The sequence below is a fragment of the Streptomyces sp. NBC_00224 genome (assembly GCF_041435195.1).
Taxonomy (GTDB): domain Bacteria; phylum Actinomycetota; class Actinomycetes; order Streptomycetales; family Streptomycetaceae; genus Streptomyces.
The window spans coordinates 2,381,020-2,400,032 of record NZ_CP108106.1 but is presented as its reverse complement, the minus strand read 5'-3'; the positions used below and the strand labels follow the sequence as shown (position 1 = coordinate 2,400,032).

Genomic DNA, 19,013 nt, shown 5'->3' with positions numbered 1-19,013 from the left:
TGGGTCGATGTGCGGATGGAGGGGTGGGTGGAGGTGTGGTGGGCCGGCGCGTGGAGCGGTCAGCCCGCTACGACGAGACCGACGACCTCGTCGTCCGAGAACCAGACGCGTACGTCGGGCCGTCCCCCGGTGAAGGCGGCGTGCACCGCGCGGCGCAGCTCCGGCGCCGGGTCGTTGAGGTTGCGCCACGCCCCGGCGACGAACAGCCGGAGCCTCGGCGGGAGTTCAGGGGGGTACGGGAGGAGCTCGTCCCAGTACCGCTCGGCCTGGCCGGTGCCGACCGTCGAGGGCATGAGCCGGGTCACCGCGGCCCTGACGTCGGGCCGGCTGCCGATGCGCTGGGAGGCGGGCCGCCCGGGCGCGTCCTGCTGCGGCGAGCCGGTCGTCCGCAGGATCTCGCGGGCCCGCTCGGGGGTCATCGGCGCGAGGTCCGCCGCCTTCAGGATCCCCTGGAGGCAGACGAGGGCGCCGGTCACCACGGGCGCCGCGGCGGAGGTGCCGGAGAACGCGTCGGTGTACCAGGCGATCTCCTCGGCGCCGCCCTGGAGTTCACCCTCCCGGTCCCAGAACCCGCCGGTCGTGGTGGCCTCCCGGCCCCAGCCCTGGGCGTCGAGCCGCGCCCCGTAGTTGGAGAAGGCGAGCCGTGAGCGGTCCGGGCCGTGGTCGCGCCCGTGGGTGCCGGGCGGCGGGGCGCCCGCGCCGACCAGGACCGCGCCGGAGGACGGGTTGGCCGGGTTGAAGGGATTGCGCCAGGTCCGGGGGAACCGCTCGGGCCGACGCTCGTACAGCCCGTCGTCCAGGCTCTCCCCGCCGTTGCCCGCGGCCGCGACCACCAGGACGCCCCTGGCCGTCGCCCGCCGGATCGCGGCGAAGTCGTCCGGCCACCACTCAAGGGGGAGGAAACCGGCCTGGTCGTCGCGGTGTTCATAGGCGAACCGGGGTCCCGGCCGGTGCAGTGCGACCAGTACGACGTCGCCGGGCGCCAGCCGTTCGGCGGCGGCGTGGATCGCCGCGGCCGTGCCGATGGAGGCGTAGGAGGCCGCCGCCGTGACCGCCTCCGGGGCGATCCCGGTGATGCCCTTGTCGTCGCGGTCGCCGCCGATCACTCCGAGGACCGCGGTGCCGTGGTTGCGCCACGCCAGGTCCTGGACCGGGGTGCCGACGACGATCCCGGCGAGCTTGTCCGCCAGGTCCTCGTGGCCCAGCTGCCAGGCGCCCTCGACGTCGACGACGGTGACGCCCCGGCCGGAGCCGCCGGGCCGCTGCCAGGCCCAGTACGCGTCGACACCCTCGGGCGCGGCTCGTAAGTAGCCCTGGCGGCCGGTGAAGTCGGGGGTGACGGGCGTGCCCTCCTTGAGCCGCCGCACCGCCTCGTCGTCGGGACCGGCGTGGTCGGCCGGGACGGCGCCCGGCTTCACATAGGCGGTCTCGATCCCCGGCAGCGCGGCCAGCCGGGCGGCGATCTCCTCGGCCCGGTCCGCCCCGCCGCGTACGCGGCGGAAGAGCGACAGGTCGGGCGGCGCGCCCCGGCCGAAGAGCGGTTCGAGTGCCAGTTGTTGGTCGCCGAGGAACATGGTGAGCGCCGTGGTGTCCGCTCCTGGGTCCGAGCCGGTGACGACGATCAGCTCCGGCTCGGCGCCTTGGTAGGTGAATCCAGCTCCATCGGGTCCGGGGCCCGCCGTTCCGGGGCCCTGGCCCGGGAGTGCCTGGTCGGTCATGGCCGCTCCCGCTCCCATCTGATGCCGTTATCGGATCGGGTTCGCGCGCGTCCGTACCCGGCACACCCTGCTACCAGGATGCCGACTCGTCCACCCCGTACGGCCAATTGGGTTTGGAATAAAGGCGGGTTGGGCAACATGTGCAATTCGGGCCGTGTCAGGGGCGCGGGACTGTGACATGTGCGGCTCCGCCGCGATGGGGGTCCCCCCTGTTCGAGCGAAGCCGCGAACTTGGGGGGAGCGGCCAGCCACAGCCGGCCCGCGGTCACGTCACCACGCTTCCAGGCGACGCGCTCAGTCCTCCGAGGACTCCGAGCCCGAGCCTTCGCCAGGCTCATCCGGCTCCTCACGCGCCGGCTTCGGCGGCCGAGTCCGCCCGCTGCTCGTGTCGCGCAGATACGACGTGGACTCGCCCCCGTCCGTGATGTGGCCGCCGGGCGCGCCCGGTCCACCGTCGCGGCGGCGCAGATACCGCTCGAACTCGCGGGCGATCGCCTCGCCGGACGCCTCGGGCAGGTCCGCGGTGTCCCGCGCCTCCTCCAGCGTCTGGACGTACTCGGCCACTTCGCTGTCCTCGGCCGCCAACTGGTCCACCCCGAGCTGCCACGCCCGGGCGTCCTCGGCCAGCTCGCCCAGCGGGATGCGCAGGTCGATGAGGTCTTCGAGGCGGTTGAGCAGGGCGAGCGTGGCCTTGGGGTTCGGCGGCTGCGACACATAGTGGGGCACCGCCGCCCAGAGGCTGACCGCCGGGACGCCCGCGTGGGTGCACGCCTCCTGGAGGATGCCGACGATGCCGGTCGGGCCCTCGTACCGGGTCTCCTCCAGGTCCATCGTGCGGGCCAGGTCGGGGTCGGAGGTGACCCCGCTGACCGGCACCGGGCGGGTGTGCGGGGTGTCCCCGAGCAGCGCGCCCAGGATCACCACCATCTCCACGCCCAGCTCGTGCGCGAAGCCGAGGATCTCGTTGCAGAACGAGCGCCAGCGCATCGACGGTTCGATCCCGCGCACCAGGACCAGATCGCGCGGCTTGTCGCCGCCGACCCGGACGACGGAGAGCCGGGTGGTGGGCCAGGTGATCCTGCGGACCCCGCCCTCCAGGAACACGGTCGGCCGGTTGACCTGGAAGTCGTAGTAGTCCTCAGCGTCGAGCGCGGCGAAGACCTCGCCCTTCCACTCGCGCTCCAGGTGAGCGACGGCTGAGGAGGCGGAGTCGCCCGCGTCGTTCCAGCCCTCGAACGCGGCGATCATGACCGGGTCGACCAGCTCGGGAACTCCCTCCAGCTCGATCACCCAGTGCCTCCCTCCGAAGTTCTCTTGCATACGCCCCAACCTTACGGCTTCAGCACTACCCCGCCGCAGCCCCCGTGCACGGCACCGTCCCCGCCGGAGTGATCCCCGCATGAACGGGCAGCAGCCGGGGCAGAGCGTGATCTCTCTCGTGATTCATCCGAGCTGTGCGAGGAAATTTCCGCCCTGTTTCTGTCGCGCCCCTGGACTGTCCCGCCCGTCCGGCGCTATACATCCGGAATACATCGGATGACCGTGAGAGGTCGGATGTTCGAGCAGAAGTTCGTCGCAAGAGTTCTTCAGACAGGACTCAGCCACAGGGGGCGTGCATGAGGCCGAGTGTCACCGGGTTCGACGTATACGACATCCGCTTCCCCACCTCCGAGCAGCTCGACGGCTCGGACGCGATGAACCCCGACCCGGACTACTCGGCCGCCTATGTGGTGCTGCGCACCGACGGCCCGGCCCGCACCGAGGGCCACGGTCTCGTCTTCACCATCGGCCGCGGCAACGATGTCACCGCCGCCGCCATCGAGGCGCTGCGGCCGTACGTGGTGGGCCGTCCGGCGCCGAGAAGCGCCGCCGATCTCGCGGCCCTCCACCACGACCTCACCCATGACTCGCAGTTGCGCTGGCTCGGCCCGGAGAAGGGCGTCACGCACATGGCGGCCGGCGCGGTCGTCAACGCGGCCTGGGACCTGGCCGCGACCGCCGCCGGGCTGCCCGTCTGGGAGTTCCTGGCCGCGATGACCCCCGAGGAGCTGGTCTCCCTCGTCGACTTCCGCTACCTCACCGACGTACTGACCCGCGAGGAGGCTCTCGCCCTGCTGCGGGCCGCCGAACCGGGCCGCGCCGAGCGGGCCCGGCTGCTGCGCGCCGAGGGCTATCCCGCCTACACCACCTCGCCCGGCTGGCTCGGCTACGACGACGACAAGCTGGTCCGGCTCGCCAAGGAGGCGGTCGCGGACGGCTTCGCGCAGATCAAGCTGAAGGTCGGCGCCGACCTCGACGACGACGTACGGCGGCTGCGGCTGGCCCGCGCGGCGGTCGGCCCCGGCATCCGCATCGCCGTCGACGCCAACCAGCGCTGGGACGTGCCGGACGCGCTGCGCTGGATGGCCGCGCTCGCCCCGTACGCCCCGCACTGGATCGAGGAGCCGACCAGCCCCGACGACATCCTCGGCCACGCCGCCGTACGCGCCGGGCAGCCGGTGAAGGTGGCCACCGGCGAACACGTCGCCAACCGGGTCGTGTTCAAGCAGCTCCTCCAGGCCGGCGCGGTCGACTTCGTGCAGATCGACGCGGCGAGGGTCTCCGGCGTCAACGAGAACCTGGCGATCCTGCTGCTCGCCGCCAAGTACGGCGTCCCCGTCTGCCCGCACGCGGGCGGCGTGGGCCTGTGCGAACTCGTCCAGCATCTGGCGATGTTCGACTACGTGGCGGTCTCCGGCACCCGCGAGGACCGCGTCATCGAGTACGTCGACCACCTCCACGAGCACTTCATCCACCCGGCCGTCATCGAGGGCGGCCGCTACCGCGCACCGCGCGCCCCGGGCTTCTCGGCCCGGATGCGCCCCGAGTCGATCGCCGCCTACCGCTACCCGGACGGACCGCAGTGGCGGGCCCGCCGCCCGGCCCAGGAGGTCATCTCATGAGCACCCCGCGGGAGTTCACCGCATCCGAGGCCGCATCCGAGGCCGCACCCCGGGACTTCGCCGGGATGGCCGCGCTGGTCACCGGCGGCGCCTCCGGGATCGGCGCGGCCACCGCCGGGCTGCTCGTCGCCCGGGGAGCCCGCGTCGCCGTGCTCGACCGGGACGTCGAGGGCGCCCCGCACGGCACCCTCGCCCTGGAGGCCGACGTCACCGACGACGCGGGCGTACGGGAGGCGGTGGCCCGGGCCGCGCGCGAGTTCGGCGCCCTGCACACGCTCGTCTCCAACGCCGGGACCGGCGCCACCGGCACCGTCGAGGACAACGACGACGCCGAGTGGCACCGGGTCCTCGACGTCAACGTCCTCGGCATGGTCCGGGTCGCCCGCCACGCGCTGCCGCATCTGCGGCGCGCCGCCCAGGAGCGGCCCGGCCACGTCTCCGTCACCCACACCTGCTCGATCGCCGCCACCGCGGGCCTGCCGCAACGCGCCCTGTACAGCGCCGCCAAGGGCGCCGTGCTCTCCCTCACCCTCGCCATGGCCGCCGACCACGTGGCCGAGGGGGTCCGGGTGAACTGCGTCAACCCGGGCACGGCGGACACCCCTTGGGTCGCCCGGCTGCTCGCCGGGGCCGAGGACCCGGAGGCCGAGCGGGCCGCGCTGCGGGCCCGCCAGCCCATGGGGCGGCTTGTCACCGCCGACGAGGTGGGCGCCGCCATCGCGTATCTGGCGAGCCCGGCCGCCTCCTGCGTCACCGGTACCGCCCTGGCCGTCGACGGCGGCATGCAGGGTCTGCGCCCGCGCCCCACCATCTGAGCCGCGAACCGCGAAGGACATCACCATGAGAGTGCGTACGACAACTGCCGCCGTCTGCTGTGTACTTCTGGCGGCCGGGGCGCTGGCGGGCTGCAACCGCGACTCCGGCGGCGGCACCGGGGACAAGAAGGTCGGTATCGACCTGCCGCGCAGCGACAGCGACTTCTGGAACTCCTACCAGCAGTACATCCAGAAGGGCACCAAGGCGGGCGAGGTCTCCGCGCTGCCGCTCACCAACTCGCAGAACGACATCGGCAAGCTCGTCGCCAACGTCACCGCCTTCATGGACCGGGGCGCCAAGGCCGTGATCATGGCCCCGCAGGACACCGGCGCGGTCGCCTCGACCCTGGAGGCCCTGCACAGCAGGAAGATCCCGGTCGTCAGTGTCGACACCCGCCCCGACAAGGGCGACGTCTACATGGTCGTACGGGCCGACAACAAGGCGTACGGCGAGAAGGCCTGCACGTTCCTCGGCGGGCAGCTGAAGGGGAAGGGCAAGGTCGCCGAGTTCCAGGGCGATCTGTCCTCCATCAACGGCCGCGACCGGTCCCAGGCGTTCAAGGCCTGCATGGCCAAGGACTACCCCGGCATCCAGGTCTTCGAGCTGGCCACCGACTGGAAGGGCGACGTCGCCTCCGCCAAGCTCCAGTCGACCCTCGCCGCCCACCCCGACCTGAACGGCATCTACCTGCAGGCGGGCGGCGTCTTCCTCCAGCCCACCCTCGCCCTCCTGGAGCAGAAGCACCTGCTGAAGCCGCCGGGCGGCCCCGGCCACATCACCATCGTCTCCAACGACGGCATCCCCGAGGAGCTCGACGCCATCAAGGCCGGGAAGATCGACGCCACCGTCTCCCAGCCCGCCGACCTCTATGCCAAGTACGCGCTGTACTACGCGAAGGCGGCCCTGGACGGAAAGACCTTCAAGGAGGGCCCGACCGACCACGGCTCCACCATCGTCAAGATCCCCGGCGGCTACGAGGACCAGCTCCCGGCGCCCCTGGTGACCCGGGCCAACGCCGGTGACCCGGCGCTGTGGGCCAACCAGCTCCAGAAGAAGGGCTGACCGTGAGCGCCGAGCCCGCCCTGGAGGCCCGGGGGATCGTCAAGCGCTTCGGGCCGACCCTGGCGCTCGACTCGGTCGCGCTGACCGTGCGGCCCGGCGAGTCCCACGCGCTCGTCGGCCGCAACGGCGCGGGCAAGTCCACGCTGGTCGGCGTGGTCACCGGACTGCACCGGCAGGACGCCGGCACGGTGGCGTTCGGCGGGGCGCCCGCGCCCGCCTTCGGCGACAGGGCGGCCTGGCAGTCCAAGGTGGCGTGCGTCTACCAGCGGTCCATGGTCGTCCCGGACCTCACCGTCGCCGAGAACCTCTTCCTGAACCGGTTCGAGGGCGGCCCGATCCGCTGGGGGCGGCTGCGGCGGCGCGCGGCGGACCTGCTCGCCGGGTACGGGGTGAACGTCGACCCGGACGCACGGGCCCGTGAACTGACCGTGGAGCAGCGCCAGTTCGTGGAGATCGCCCGCGCCCTCTCCTTCGGCGCCCGCCTGATCGTCCTGGACGAGCCGACCGCCCAGCTGGACGCGCGCGGCATCGAGCGCCTGTTCACCAAGCTGCGCGAGCTCCAGGCCCAGGGAGTGGCGTTCCTCTTCATCTCGCACCACCTCCAGGAGGTGTACGAGCTGTGCACCGCCGTCACCGTCTACCGCGACGCCCGCCATGTGCTCACCGCGCCGGTGGCCGAGCTGGCCAAGGACGACCTGGTGGCGGCGATGACCGGCGAGGCGGGCGGCGGAGCCTCCTGGCACGCGGGCGCCCGTGCGGTGCGCGAGGACGCGGCCGCGGTCCTGACGGCCGAAGGGCTCGCCCTGGACGGCGAGTTCGAGCCGGTCGACCTCGCCGTGCGCCCCGGCGAGGTGCTGGGCCTCGCGGGGGCCGCGGCCAGCGGGAACACCGCGCTCGGCGAGACCCTGGCCGGGATGCGCCGGGCGAGCGCGGGGCGGATCGCGGTGCGCGGCCGGGCGGTGAGGCCGGGCAGCGTGCCGCACGCGCTCGACGCGGGCATCGGCTACATCCCCGAGGACCGGCACCGCCAGGGCCTGGTGCCCCAGCGCTCGGTCGCGGAGAACGCCACGCTCACGGTCACCGACCAGCTCGGGCCGTGGGGGACCGTACTGCCCTCCCGTACGAGGGAGTTCGCCCGGTCGATGATCGCCTCGCTCGACATCAAGACCCGGGGGCCGGGGCAGCCGGTGTCCGGGCTCTCCGGCGGCAACCAGCAGAAGGTCGTGGTGGCGCGGGCGCTGGCCAGAAGGCCGGTGGCGCTGGTCGCGGTGCGCCCCACGGCCGGGGTCGACGTGAAGTCCAAGGAGGCGCTGCTCGCGGTGGTGCGACGGGTCGCCGACGAGGGGAACGCCGCCGTGATCGTCTCCGACGAGCTGGACGACCTGCGGGTGTGCGACCGGGTGCTCGCACTGTTCCACGGGCGGGTCGTCGCCGAATACGACAGCGGGTGGACCGACCGGGAACTGGTCGCCGCCATGGAAGGTGTGGGGGAGCGGCCATGACCGAGACGGTGACCACGGCGCCCGCCGAGCTGACGGGCGCGGGCGCGCGGCGGCGGCTCGCGCATGTGCGCTGGAGCGACTTCTCGCTGGTCCCGGTGATCCTGGTGCTGATGGTGATCGGCTTCATCGTGTCGCCGGTCTTCCTCACCTCGGACAACCTGATCAGCGTGATCCAGCAGTCCTCCGAGCTGAGCCTGCTGGTGCTCGGCCAGGCGCTGATCCTCATCTGCGGCCGGATGGACCTCTCCCTGGAGTCCACGATCGGCATCGCGCCGGTGATCGCGATGTGGCTGGTGCTGCCGTCCGAGGGCGGCCGGTTCGCCGGGCTCGGTCTGCTGCCCTCCTGGACGGCGATCCCGCTCTGCCTCCTGGTGGGCGTGGCGATCGGCACGGTCAACGGCTTCCTGATGCTCAAGCTGAACGTCAACGGGTTCATCGCCACCCTGGGCATGCTGACGATGCTGCGCGGCCTCCACGTCGGCATCACCGAGGGCAAGTCGATCACCGAGGTGCCGGAGTCCTTCCGCTACCTCGGCAAGACCGACTGGCTGGGCGCCCCGGCCGCCGTCTGGATCTGTCTGACCCTCTTCGCCGTCGGCGGCGCCGCGCTCGCCTGGCTGCGCCACGGGCGGGCGCTGTACGCGATCGGGGGCAACCCGGAGGCGGCGCGGGCGGCCGGGATCCGGGTGGACCGGATCACCTGGGCGGTCCTGGCGATCGGCGGCCTGCTCGCCGCGTTCGCGGGGATCCTCTACACCGGCCACTACGGCTCGGTGGCCGCGACCCAGGGCAACGGCTGGATCTTCCAGGTGTTCGCGGCGGCGGTGATCGGCGGGATCAGTCTGAAGGGCGGCCGGGGCACGCTGTTCGGCGCGCTCACGGGTGTGCTGACGCTGCAACTGGTGGTCAACGTCATGACCCTGGGCGGGGTCCCGGCGCTGTGGAACCAGTTCCTGAACGGGGCGATCATCATCGTCGCGCTGGTGATCTCGCGCTTCGCGAGCGGGGAGAAGCAGGACTGATGTTCGTCTGCGGGCCGTCTGTGGCTGGTCGCGCAGTTCCCCGCGCCCCTGGGTAGTCCGGGGCGTCCAGAACGTCGCCTACAGGGTCGACCTGAGCCACTGCTCCACGCTGGCGATGTGGACCGTCGCCCAGGACCGCGCCGCCTCCGCGTCCCGGTCGCGCAGGGCCGCGAGGATGGCGCGGTGTTCGTGGAGGGTGCGGGCCACCGCGTCCTCCTGGGTCAGGCCGCGCCACACCCGGGCCCGGGTGGTGGGGCCCGAGAGGCCGTCCAGGAGGGAGCAGAGCACCGAGTTCCCGGCGCTCTGCACGATCCCCCGGTGGAACTCCAGGTCGCAGGCGACCAGCTCCTCCACCGACGGGTCAGGCCCCAGCGCGTCCAACTGGGCCGCCAGCGCGTCCAGTTCCGCGTCCTCGATCCGGGACGCCGCCATCGCCGTCGCCGCCGGCTCCAGGATCCGCCGCACCGCCAGGAACTCCAGGACCGTGTCGTCCCGGTGGAAGTCCACGACGAAGCTCATCGCCTCCAGCAGCAGCTGGGGGTCCAGGCTGGTGACGTACGTACCGTCGCCCTGGCGCACATCCAGGATGCGGATCAGGGAGAGCGCGCGGACCGCCTCGCGCAGCGAGTTCCTGGACAGGCCGAGCTCGGCGGCGAGTTCGCTCTCCTTGGGCAGCCGGTCGCCCGGGCGCAGCGCACCGGAGACGATCATTTCCTTGATCTTCTCGATGGCCTCGTCGGTGACTGCCATGGGGCGACCTCCATACAGGGGCATACATCCGATGAATCGGTCCCCATTATGCGTCCCAGCGCCGCGTCGGCGCCTCCCGCATGCGAAAGGGGCGGCTCCCCCCGTGGGAACCGCCCCTTCCGGCGCTGACTGGCCGGACTAACTATACGTCAGTTCTTCTTGCCGAGCAGGTCGTCGACCTTGCCGCGGATCTCGTCCGTGGCAAGGCCCCGGATCGTGAGCGTGGTGCGGCGGCGCAGCACGTCGTCGGCCGTCTCGGCCCACTCGTGGTCGCGCGCGTAGACGACCTGTGCCCAGATCTCCGGCGCGTCCGGGTGGATCCGCTCGGCCAGCGCCGCGTCCTCGTTGGCCAGGCGCGCGATGTCGAAGGAGAGCGAGCCGTAGTGCGTGGCGAGGTGCCTGGCGGTGTCGGCCGCCATGCGCGGGCCGGGCGCCGGGCCGTCCACCATCAGGCGGTGGGCGACGGCGCGCGGGTTCGCTATGCCGGGCAGCGGCAGCTTGCCGGGGAGCGAGGAGATCGGCTCGAAGTCGTCACCGAGCGGACGTCCCGGAAGCTGCTCCAGCTTCTGCATCACCGTACGGCCGATGTGGCGGAAGGTCGTCCACTTGCCGCCGGCCACCGACAGCATGCCGCCGCGGCCCTCGGTGACGACCGTCTCGCGCTTGGCCTTGGAGGTGTCGCCGGGACCGCCCGGCAGCACCCGCAGACCCGCGAAGGAGTACGTGATCAGATCGCGCGACAGCTGCTGGTCGCGGATGGAGAACGCGGCCTCGTCGAGGATCTGGGCGGTGTCCTTCTCGGTGACCGCGACGTCCGCCGGGTCGCCCTCGAACTCCTCGTCCGTGGTGCCGAGCAGGAGCATGTCCTCCCACGGCAGGGCGAAGGTGATGCGGTACTTGTCGATCGGGGTCGCCAGCGCCGCCTTCCAGGGGGAGGTGCGCTTGAGGACCAGGTGCGCGCCCTTGGACAGCCGGATGGAGGGGGCCGCGTCCGCGTCCTCCATCTTGCGCAGGTGGTCGACCCACGGGCCGGTCGCGTTGAGCACCAGGCGGGCGTTGACGCCGAACTCGTCGCCGGAGAGCCGGTCGCGCAGATCGGCGCCGGTGACCCGGCCCTTGGTGAAGCGCAGCCCGGTGACCTCGGCGTGGTTGAGCACGGCCGCGCCCGCGTCCACGGCGGCGCGGACCGTCATCAGGGCCATGCGCGCGTCGTTCATCTGGTCGTCGCCGTACACGGCCACGGCCTTCAGGTTGTCCGTGCGCAGCTCCGGCACGTCCTGCGCGGCCTTGGAGGGCGACAGCAGGTGGCCGACGCCGTCACCGAACGCGGACAGCGCCGAGTAGGCGAAGACGCCCGCGCCGAGCTTGGCCGCGCCGTGCGGGCCGCCCTTGTAGACGGGCAGGTAGAAGGTGAGCGGGTTGGCGAGGTGCGGTGCCACCTGACGCGACACCGCACGCCGCTCGAAGTGGTTCTCGGCCACCAGCTTCACCGCACCGGTCTGCAGGTAGCGCAGACCGCCGTGGAGGAGCTTGGAGGAGGCCGAGGAGGTGGCGCCGGCGAAGTCGCCGGCGTCCACCAGGGCCACCCGCAGCCCGGACTGCGCGGCGTGCCAGGCGGTGGAGATGCCCAGGATGCCGCCGCCGATCACCAGGAGGTCGTACGTCGCCTTGGAAAGCTGCTCCCGAGTTTCGGCGCGGCTCGGGTGAGAGCCGGAGGCCGGGTGCGTCCCAAGGGCAGGGACGCTCTGCAGGGTGGTCATTTCGATTACTCCTCGTCCTCGATCCAGCCCATGGTCCGCTCGACGGCCTTGAGCCAGCTCTTGTACTCGCTGTCACGCTTGTCGGCGTCCATGCGAGGGGTCCATTCCGCCGCCCGGCGCCAGTTGGCGCGCAGCGCGTCGGTGTCCGGCCAGAAGCCGACGGCCAGACCGGCGGCGTAGGCGGCGCCGAGGCAGGTGGTCTCGGCGACCATCGGACGCACCACCGGCGCGTCCAGGAAGTCCGAGAGGGTCTGCATCAGCAGGTTGTTGGAGGTCATGCCGCCGTCGACCTTGAGCGCGGTCAGCTCGACGCCGGAGTCCTTCGTCATGGCGTCGGTGATCTCGCGGGTCTGCCAGGCGGTGGCCTCAAGCACGGCGCGCGCGATGTGCGCCTTGGTGACGTACCGGGTGAGACCGGCGATCACACCGCGGGCGTCGGAGCGCCAGTACGGGGCGAACAGACCGGAGAAGGCCGGCACGAAGTACGCGCCGCCGTTGTCCTCGACCGAGGACGCCAGGGTCTCGATCTCGGCGGCGGTCTTGATCATGCCCATCTGGTCGCGCATCCACTGGACGAGCGAGCCGGTGACGGCGATCGAGCCTTCGAGGGCGTAGACCGGCTTCTGGTCGCCGATCTGGTAGCCGACGGTGGTCAGCAGGCCGTTGTAGGAGTTGACGGGCTTGTCACCGGTGTTCATCAGCATGAAGGTGCCGGTGCCGTACGTCGACTTGGCCTCGCCCTCCGAGAAGCAGGTCTGGCCGAACAGGGCCGCCTGCTGGTCGCCGAGCGCGGAGGCGACCGGGATGCCGTCCAGGACGCCGCCCTTGGCGTGCCCGTACACCTCGGCGGAGGAGCGGATCTCGGGCAGCACGGCCGCCGGGATGTCCATGGACTGGAGGATCTTCTCGTCCCAGGCCATCTCGTGCAGGTTCATGAGCAGCGTGCGCGAGGCGTTGGTGACGTCCGTGACGTGCACACCGCCGTCGACGCCACCGGTCAGGTTCCAGATGACCCAGGAGTCCATGGTGCCGAAGAGGATGTCGCCGCGCTCGGCGCGCTCGCGCAGGCCCTCGACGTTGTCGAGCAGCCAGCGGACCTTGGGGCCGGCGAAGTACGACGCGAGCGGCAGGCCCGTCTCGCGGCGGAAGCGGTCCTGGCCGACGTTGCGGCCGAGCTCCCTGCAGAGCGCGTCGGTGCGGGTGTCCTGCCAGACGAGCGCGTTGTGCACGGGCTCGCCGGTGTTCTTGTCCCACAGCAGGGTGGTCTCGCGCTGGTTGGTGATGCCGATCGCCTTGACGTCGGCGGCGGTGATGCCCGCCTTGTCGACGGCGCCCGCCACGACTTCCTGGACGTTGGTCCAGATCTCGGCGGCGTCGTGCTCGACCCAGCCCGGCTTCGGGAAGATCTGCTCGTGCTCCTTCTGGTCGACCGAGACGATCCGGCCGTCCTTGTCGAAGACGATGCAGCGGGACGAGGTGGTGCCCTGGTCGATGGCCGCAATGAATGGCCCATGGCCATGGGAAGCGGTGCCGTGACCGTGCGAGGCGGTGGTGTGGGTGTCGCTCACGAGGTTCTCCTGGAGGTCTGAAGGTCTCTACAGCTCAACGGCTCAGGCGAAGGCGAGGTTGTACAGGCCGCCCGCGAGGGCGGCACCGGCCAGCGGGCCGACAACCGGCACCCAGGCGTACGCCCAGTCCGAACCGCCCTTGTTGGGCAGCGGCAGCAGCGAGTGCACGATGCGCGGACCCAGGTCGCGGAACGGGTTGATGGCGTAGCCCGTGGGGCCGCCGAGCGAGAGGCCGAGGCCGACGACGACCAGGGAGGTGATCAGGACACCGATGACGCCGAGGCCCTTGCCGTCGCCGTTGAGGCCCTGCGTGAGGATCGCGAGGACCAGCACGGCCGTACCGATGATCTCGGTGGTGAGGTTCTGTATCGCGTTGCGGATCTCGGGGCCGGTGGAGAAGATCCCGAGCACCGGGCCCGCGTTGGCGGCGCCGTTGTGCGGTCCCTCGACCGGCTTGTCGGCACTGTCGGCAGGCTTGCCGACGATCTCCGGATCGGTCAGGTGCGCCTGGAACTGGCCGTAGTAGGCCAGCCAGACCAGCGTGGCGCCGATCATCGCGCCGAGCAGCTGTCCCGCGAGGTAGACGGGCACGTCGCTCCACTCGGTGCCGCCCTCGATGGCGAGGCCGAGCGTCACCGCCGGATTGAGGTGCGCACCCGAGAGCGGGGCGGAGATGTAAGCGCCGGTGAGCACCGCGAAACCCCACCCGAAGGTGATGGCGAGCCAGCCCGCATTGCGTGCCTTGGAGCTCTTCAGTGTGACGGCGGCGCACACGCCACCGCCCAGCAGGATGAGAACGGCGGTACCGATGATCTCGCCGGTGAAGATGTCGGAGCTGGACACCCGCGACTCCTTTGTCCTTCGTCCAGGGGAAGGCGAACCCCGGGTTGCTCCGGAAGTCCGCGCCCTCACGTCGAGGGCTTGACGGCCCTTGGCGTTGTCACACTCTAACTCGTATTGCCGTTAGGTGTTCGACAATGCCGACCGATGAACGGCAGTGTTGCTCTGGCGTTAAGTCGACGTCAAGGGTTCTGTGGCCGGTATCCCGATCGTTACCAGCAGGTATCTTTCGGCCACATTGATCGAAAACTTCCAGCCAGGATCGGAAACGATCAGAACGGGGCGGGAAGTGGCTGGTCAGGCCCGCGCGAAGGGCGGGCGGCCGGGCCGCGAGGGGCCAGGGGGCAGGCCGTGAAAAACCCGCGGCCGGGTCAGAAGCGGCCGGCGCCCAGATCGCGCGAGACCGAGCGGGCGCAGTCGCGCACCGCCGCCACCAGCTCGGAGCGGACCTCGCCGTCCTTGCAGACGCGCTCCACGGCCCCGGTCACCCCCACCGCGCCCACCGGCATCCGGCGCCGGTCGAAGATCGGCGCGGCCACCGAGGCCACCCCGTCCCAGGTCTCCTCCATGTCGCTCGCCCAGCCGCGCGCCCGCGCCAGGTCGAGCAGCTCCTCGAAGCCGTCGCCCGTGGTCACCGTGCGGGGCGTGAACGCGGTCCGCTCGCCGTCCACCGCCTCGGTGTGCGCCACCGGGTCGAACGCCGACAGGACCTTGCCGAGCGCGGTGGAGTGCAGTGGCTGCATCGCCCCGACCTCCAGCACCTGACGGCTGTCGTCGGGCCGGAAGACGTGGTGCATGATCAGCACGCCCTGCTGGTGCAGGACGCCCACGTACACGCTCTCTCCGCTGGAGCGCGCCAGGTCGTCCGTCCACACCAGGGCGCGCGCCCGCAGCTCGTGGACGTCCAGATAGCTGTTGCCCAGGCGCAGCAGCTCCGCGCCGAGCTGGTAGCGGCCGGAGGCCGGGTCCTGCTCGACGAACCCCTCCGCCTGGAGGGTGCGCAGGATGCCGTGCGCGGTGCCCTTCGCCAGGCCGAGCGCGGAGGCCACCTCGGACAGGCCGAGCCGCCGCTCGCCGCCCGCGAGCAGCCGCAGCATGGCGGCCGCCCGTTCGAGCGACTGGATGTTCCGCGCCATCGCGCTTCCTCCCACTTCGGAACGTTGAGTTCGACAATGCTGAACAGTATCGGCCGTTGTCGACCTCGTGTCACCGTGATGGACGGTCCCCGCCACCATCCGGCCAGTTCAGATGACAGACCCACCGGGGCCATCCGGCCGTCACCCGGGCGGCCCGCCTCGCAGTCCGCCCCGTGGGACACCTGTGCCCACCCGCCCCGCTCCCGGTTACCCTGACCGGGTGCGGCCTCCCCTCGGACGCCGCAAAGCCGACAGCCGTCGCACTCCAGGGAGCAGATCCATGGCCTCGTTGCCTACCCCTTCCGCTGACAGCCGGACCCGCGCAGACGCGCTCCGCGAAGCGCTCGCCACCCGCGTGGTGGTGGCCGACGGAGCCATGGGCACCATGCTCCAGGCGCAGGACCCCACCCTGGAGGACTTCCAGGACCTTGAGGGCTGCAACGAGATCCTCAACGTCACCCGGCCCGACATCGTGCGCTCGGTGCACCAGGAGTACTTCGCGGTCGGCGTCGACTGCGTCGAGACCAACACCTTCGGCGCGAACTTCTCCGCGCTCGGTGAGTACGACATCCCCGAGCGCGTGTACGAGCTGTCCGAGTCGGGTGCCCGGATCGCCCGCGAGGTCGCCGACGAGTTCACCGCCTCGACCGGACAGCAGCGCTGGGTGCTCGGTTCCATGGGCCCCGGCACCAAGCTCCCCACCCTCGGCCACGCCCCGTACACCCTGCTGCGCGACGCCTACCAGCAGAACGCCGAGGGCATGCTCGCCGGCGGCGCCGACGCGCTCCTGGTGGAGACCACCCAGGACCTGCTCCAGACCAAGGCCGCCATCCTCGGCGCCCAGCGCGCCCTGGACGTGGCCGGCTACCGGGTCCCGATCATCTGCTCGGTCACCGTCGAGACCACCGGCACCATGCTGCTCGGCTCCGAGATCGGCGCCGCGCTCACCGCCCTTGAGCCGCTGGGCATCGACATGATCGGCCTCAACTGCGCCACCGGCCCCGCCGAGATGAGCGAGCACCTGCGCTACCTCGCCCGCAACTCCCGGGTGCCGCTGTCCTGCATGCCCAACGCCGGACTGCCCGTCCTCGGCAAGGACGGCGCGCACTACCCGCTCTCCGCGCCGGAACTCGCCGACGCCCAGGAGACGTTCGTCCGCGAGTACGGCCTCTCGCTGGTCGGCGGCTGCTGCGGCACCACGCCCGAGCACCTGCGCCAGGTCGTCGAGCGGGTCCGCGGCCTCGCCCCCACCGAGCGCCACCCGCGCCCCGAGCCCGGCGCCGCCTCGCTCTATCAGACCGTGCCGTTCCGCCAGGACACCTCGTACATGGCGATCGGCGAGCGCACCAACGCCAACGGGTCCAAGAAGTTCCGCGATGCCATGCTGGAGGGCCGCTGGGACGACTGCGTGGAGATGGCCCGCGACCAGATCCGCGAGGGCGCCCACATGCTCGACCTCTGCGTCGACTACGTGGGCCGCGACGGCGTCGCCGACATGGAGGAGCTCGCCGGCCGCTTCGCCACCGCCTCCACCCTGCCGATCGTCCTCGACTCCACCGAGGTGAACGTCCTCCAGGCCGGTCTGGAGAAGCTCGGCGGGCGCGCGGTCATCAACTCCGTCAACTACGAGGACGGCGACGGGCCCGAGTCGCGGTTCGCCAAGGTCACCGAGCTGGCCGTGGAGCATGGCGCGGCGCTGATCGCGCTCACCATCGACGAGGAGGGCCAGGCCCGTACCGTCGAGCACAAGGTCGCCATCGCGGAGCGGCTCATCGACGACCTCACCGGCAACTGGGGCGTGCACGAGTCCGACATCCTCATCGACGCGCTGACCTTCACCATCTGCACCGGCCAGGAGGAGTCCCGCAAGGACGGCATCGCCACCATCGAGGCGATCCGCGAGCTCAAGCGCCGCCGCCCGGACGTCCAGACCACCCTCGGCCTGTCCAACATCTCCTTCGGCCTCAACCCGGCCGCCCGTGTCGTACTGAACTCCGTCTTCCTGGACGAGTGCGTCAAGGCGGGCCTCGACTCCGCGATCGTGCACGCCTCCAAGATCCTGCCGATCGCGCGTCTGGAGGAGGAGCAGGTCAAGGTCGCCCTCGACCTCGTCTACGACCGCCGACGCCCCCAGCAGGGGGACGAACCGGCTTATGACCCGCTGCAGCGGCTCATGGAGCTCTTCGAGGGCGTCAGCACCAAGTCGATGAAGGCGGGCAAGGCCGAGGAGCTCCTCGCGCTGCCGCTGGACGAGCGCCTCCAGCGCCGGATCATCGACGGCGAGAAGAACGGCCTGGCCGCCGACCTCGACGAGGCGCTGCTCACCCGCCCCGCCCTCGACATCGTCAACGACACCCTCCTGGAGGGCATGAAGGTCGTCGGCGAGCTCTTCGGCTCCGGCCAGATGCAGCTGCCGTTCGTCCTCCAGTCCGCCGAGGTCATGAAGACGGCCGTGGCCCATCTGGAGCCGTACATGGAGAAGTCCGACGCGGAGGGCAAGGGCACCATCGTGCTCGCCACCGTGCGCGGCGACGTCCACGACATCGGCAAGAACCTCGTCGACATCATCCTCTCCAACAACGGCTACAACGTCGTCAACCTCGGCATCAAGCAGCCCGTCTCCGCGATCCTGGAGGCCGCCGAGGAGCACCGGGCCGATGTGATCGGCATGTCCGGCCTCCTGGTGAAGTCGACCGTGATCATGAAGGAGAACCTGCAGGAGCTCAACCAGCGCAAGATGGCCGCCGACTACCCGGTGATCCTCGGTGGCGCGGCCCTCACGCGCGCGTACGTCGAGCAGGACCTGCACGAGATCTACGAGGGTGAAGTCCGCTACGCCCGCGACGCGTTCGAGGGCCTGCGCCTGATGGACGCCCTGGTCGCGGTGAAGCGCGGCGTGCCCGGCGCGACCCTGCCCGAGCTCAAGCAGCGCCGGGTGCCCAAGCGCGTGGCGGCCCTGCCCGAGGAGAAGGAGCCCGAGGGCTCGGTCCGCTCGGACGTGGCCGTCGACAACCGCATCCCCGAGCCGCCGTTCTGGGGCACCCGGGTGATCAAGGGCATCGGCCTCAAGGAGTACGCCTCCTGGCTCGACGAGGGCGCGCTCTTCAAGGGCCAGTGGGGCCTCAAGCAGAACCGGGCCGGCGACGGGCCGAGCTACGAGGAGCTGGCGGAGACCGAGGGCCGCCCGCGGCTGCGCGGCTGGCTGGAGCAGCTGCACACCAGGAACCTGCTGGAGGCGGCCGTCGTCCACGGCTACTTCCCGTGCGTCTCCAAGGGCGACGACCTGATCATCCTCAACGAGGACGGCTCGGAGCGGACCCGCTTCACCTTCCCGCGCCAGCGCCGCGGCCGCCGGCTGTGCCTGGCGGACTTCTTCCGCCCGGAGGAGTCCGGCGAGACCGACGTGGTCGGGCTCCAGGTGGTCACGGTCGGCTCGAAGATCGGCGAGGCCACGGCCGAGCTGTTCGAGGCCAACTCCTACCGCGACTACCTCGAACTGCACGGTCTGTCCGTGCAGTTGGCGGAGGCCCTGGCCGAGTACTGGCACGCGCGCGTGCGCGGCGAGCTCGGCTTCGCCGGGGAGGACCCGTCCGACGTGGAGGACATGTTCGCCCTCAAGTACCGCGGCGCGCGCTTCTCGCTCGGCTACGGGGCCTGCCCCGACCTGGAGGACCGCGCCAAGATCGCCGAGCTGCTGCAGCCCGAGCGGATCGGCGTCCACCTCTCCGAGGAGTTCCAGCTCCACCCCGAGCAGTCCACGGACGCCATCGTCATCCACCACCCCGAGGCGAAGTACTTCAACGCCCGCTAGCGGGTCGCGGGGCGGCCGCGAGCTTTATCACGAGCGTTTCCCGCTGCCGAGACGTACACTTGTCGGTCCAGCGCAGGCCGGTTCCC

The 19,013-nt window shown here is 71.4% G+C and carries 13 protein-coding genes; 6 read left to right on the top strand and 7 right to left on the bottom strand.

What is annotated here, in order from left to right; genetic code table 11:
- Nucleotides 1–59 precede the first annotated feature (59 nt).
- Both OG965_RS10730 and OG965_RS10725 read right to left on the bottom strand, forming a co-directional pair.
- Nucleotides 60–1,718 carry a S8 family serine peptidase gene (locus tag OG965_RS10730; RefSeq protein ID WP_371651528.1) on the bottom strand — a complete coding sequence of 553 codons (1,659 nt, stop codon included), beginning with the start codon at nt 1,716–1,718 and terminating at the stop codon, nt 60–62.
- A 294-nt stretch (nt 1,719–2,012) separates the two neighbouring features.
- On the bottom strand, nt 2,013–3,008 hold the full coding sequence (locus tag OG965_RS10725) for a PAC2 family protein (protein ID WP_371651526.1): 996 nt from the start codon (nt 3,006–3,008) through the stop codon (nt 2,013–2,015).
- Between the two features lie 326 nt (nt 3,009–3,334).
- Here OG965_RS10725 and OG965_RS10720 point away from each other — a divergent pair, with 326 nt between their 5' ends.
- From OG965_RS10720 to OG965_RS10700, 5 genes are read left to right on the top strand one after another with little or no spacing between them, the layout of a single operon-like run.
- Nucleotides 3,335–4,660 (top strand): enolase C-terminal domain-like protein, encoded by a 1,326-nt coding sequence (locus OG965_RS10720; RefSeq protein WP_371651524.1) that lies wholly within the window; start codon nt 3,335–3,337, stop codon nt 4,658–4,660.
- Nucleotides 4,657–5,475: an SDR family NAD(P)-dependent oxidoreductase gene (locus OG965_RS10715; RefSeq protein WP_371651522.1), complete on the top strand. Its 819-nt coding sequence runs from the start codon at nt 4,657–4,659 to the stop codon at nt 5,473–5,475. Before OG965_RS10720 ends, OG965_RS10715 begins: the two co-directional genes overlap by 4 nt.
- A 25-nt stretch (nt 5,476–5,500) precedes the next feature.
- Nucleotides 5,501–6,538, top strand: coding sequence for a sugar ABC transporter substrate-binding protein (locus OG965_RS10710; RefSeq protein WP_371651520.1), 1,038 nt, complete (start codon nt 5,501–5,503; stop codon nt 6,536–6,538).
- Between the two features lie 2 nt (nt 6,539–6,540).
- Complete coding sequence (locus tag OG965_RS10705) at nt 6,541–8,040, top strand: sugar ABC transporter ATP-binding protein (RefSeq protein WP_371651518.1); 1,500 nt, start codon at nt 6,541–6,543, stop codon at nt 8,038–8,040.
- Nucleotides 8,037–9,062, top strand: a complete 1,026-nt coding sequence (locus OG965_RS10700) for an ABC transporter permease (protein ID WP_371651516.1) — start codon at nt 8,037–8,039, stop codon at nt 9,060–9,062. Before OG965_RS10705 ends, OG965_RS10700 begins: the two co-directional genes overlap by 4 nt.
- 78 nt (nt 9,063–9,140) lie before the next feature.
- On the opposite strand, the gene OG965_RS10695 is transcribed toward OG965_RS10700, so the two are convergent.
- The 5 genes from OG965_RS10695 to OG965_RS10675 form a co-directional block, all read right to left on the bottom strand.
- Nucleotides 9,141–9,812, bottom strand: coding sequence for a FadR/GntR family transcriptional regulator (locus OG965_RS10695; protein ID WP_371651514.1), 672 nt, complete (start codon nt 9,810–9,812; stop codon nt 9,141–9,143).
- Between the two features lie 149 nt (nt 9,813–9,961).
- Nucleotides 9,962–11,572, bottom strand: a complete 1,611-nt coding sequence (locus tag OG965_RS10690) for an FAD-dependent oxidoreductase (RefSeq protein ID WP_371651512.1) — start codon at nt 11,570–11,572, stop codon at nt 9,962–9,964.
- Between the two features lie 5 nt (nt 11,573–11,577).
- Complete coding sequence (glpK, locus tag OG965_RS10685) at nt 11,578–13,140, bottom strand: glycerol kinase GlpK (protein WP_371651510.1); 1,563 nt, start codon at nt 13,138–13,140, stop codon at nt 11,578–11,580.
- A 42-nt stretch (nt 13,141–13,182) separates the two neighbouring features.
- The gene (locus OG965_RS10680; RefSeq protein WP_371651508.1) at nt 13,183–13,983 is read right to left on the bottom strand and encodes an MIP/aquaporin family protein; all 801 of its coding nucleotides are present in this window, start codon (nt 13,981–13,983) and stop codon (nt 13,183–13,185) included.
- A gap of 368 nt (nt 13,984–14,351) precedes the next feature.
- The gene (locus OG965_RS10675) at nt 14,352–15,116 is read right to left on the bottom strand and encodes an IclR family transcriptional regulator (protein WP_371651506.1); all 765 of its coding nucleotides are present in this window, start codon (nt 15,114–15,116) and stop codon (nt 14,352–14,354) included.
- Between the two features lie 280 nt (nt 15,117–15,396).
- On the opposite strand from OG965_RS10675, the gene metH reads away from it, so the two are divergent.
- Nucleotides 15,397–18,927, top strand: coding sequence for a methionine synthase (gene metH, locus OG965_RS10670; protein WP_371651504.1), 3,531 nt, complete (start codon nt 15,397–15,399; stop codon nt 18,925–18,927).
- Nucleotides 18,928–19,013 lie beyond the last annotated feature (86 nt).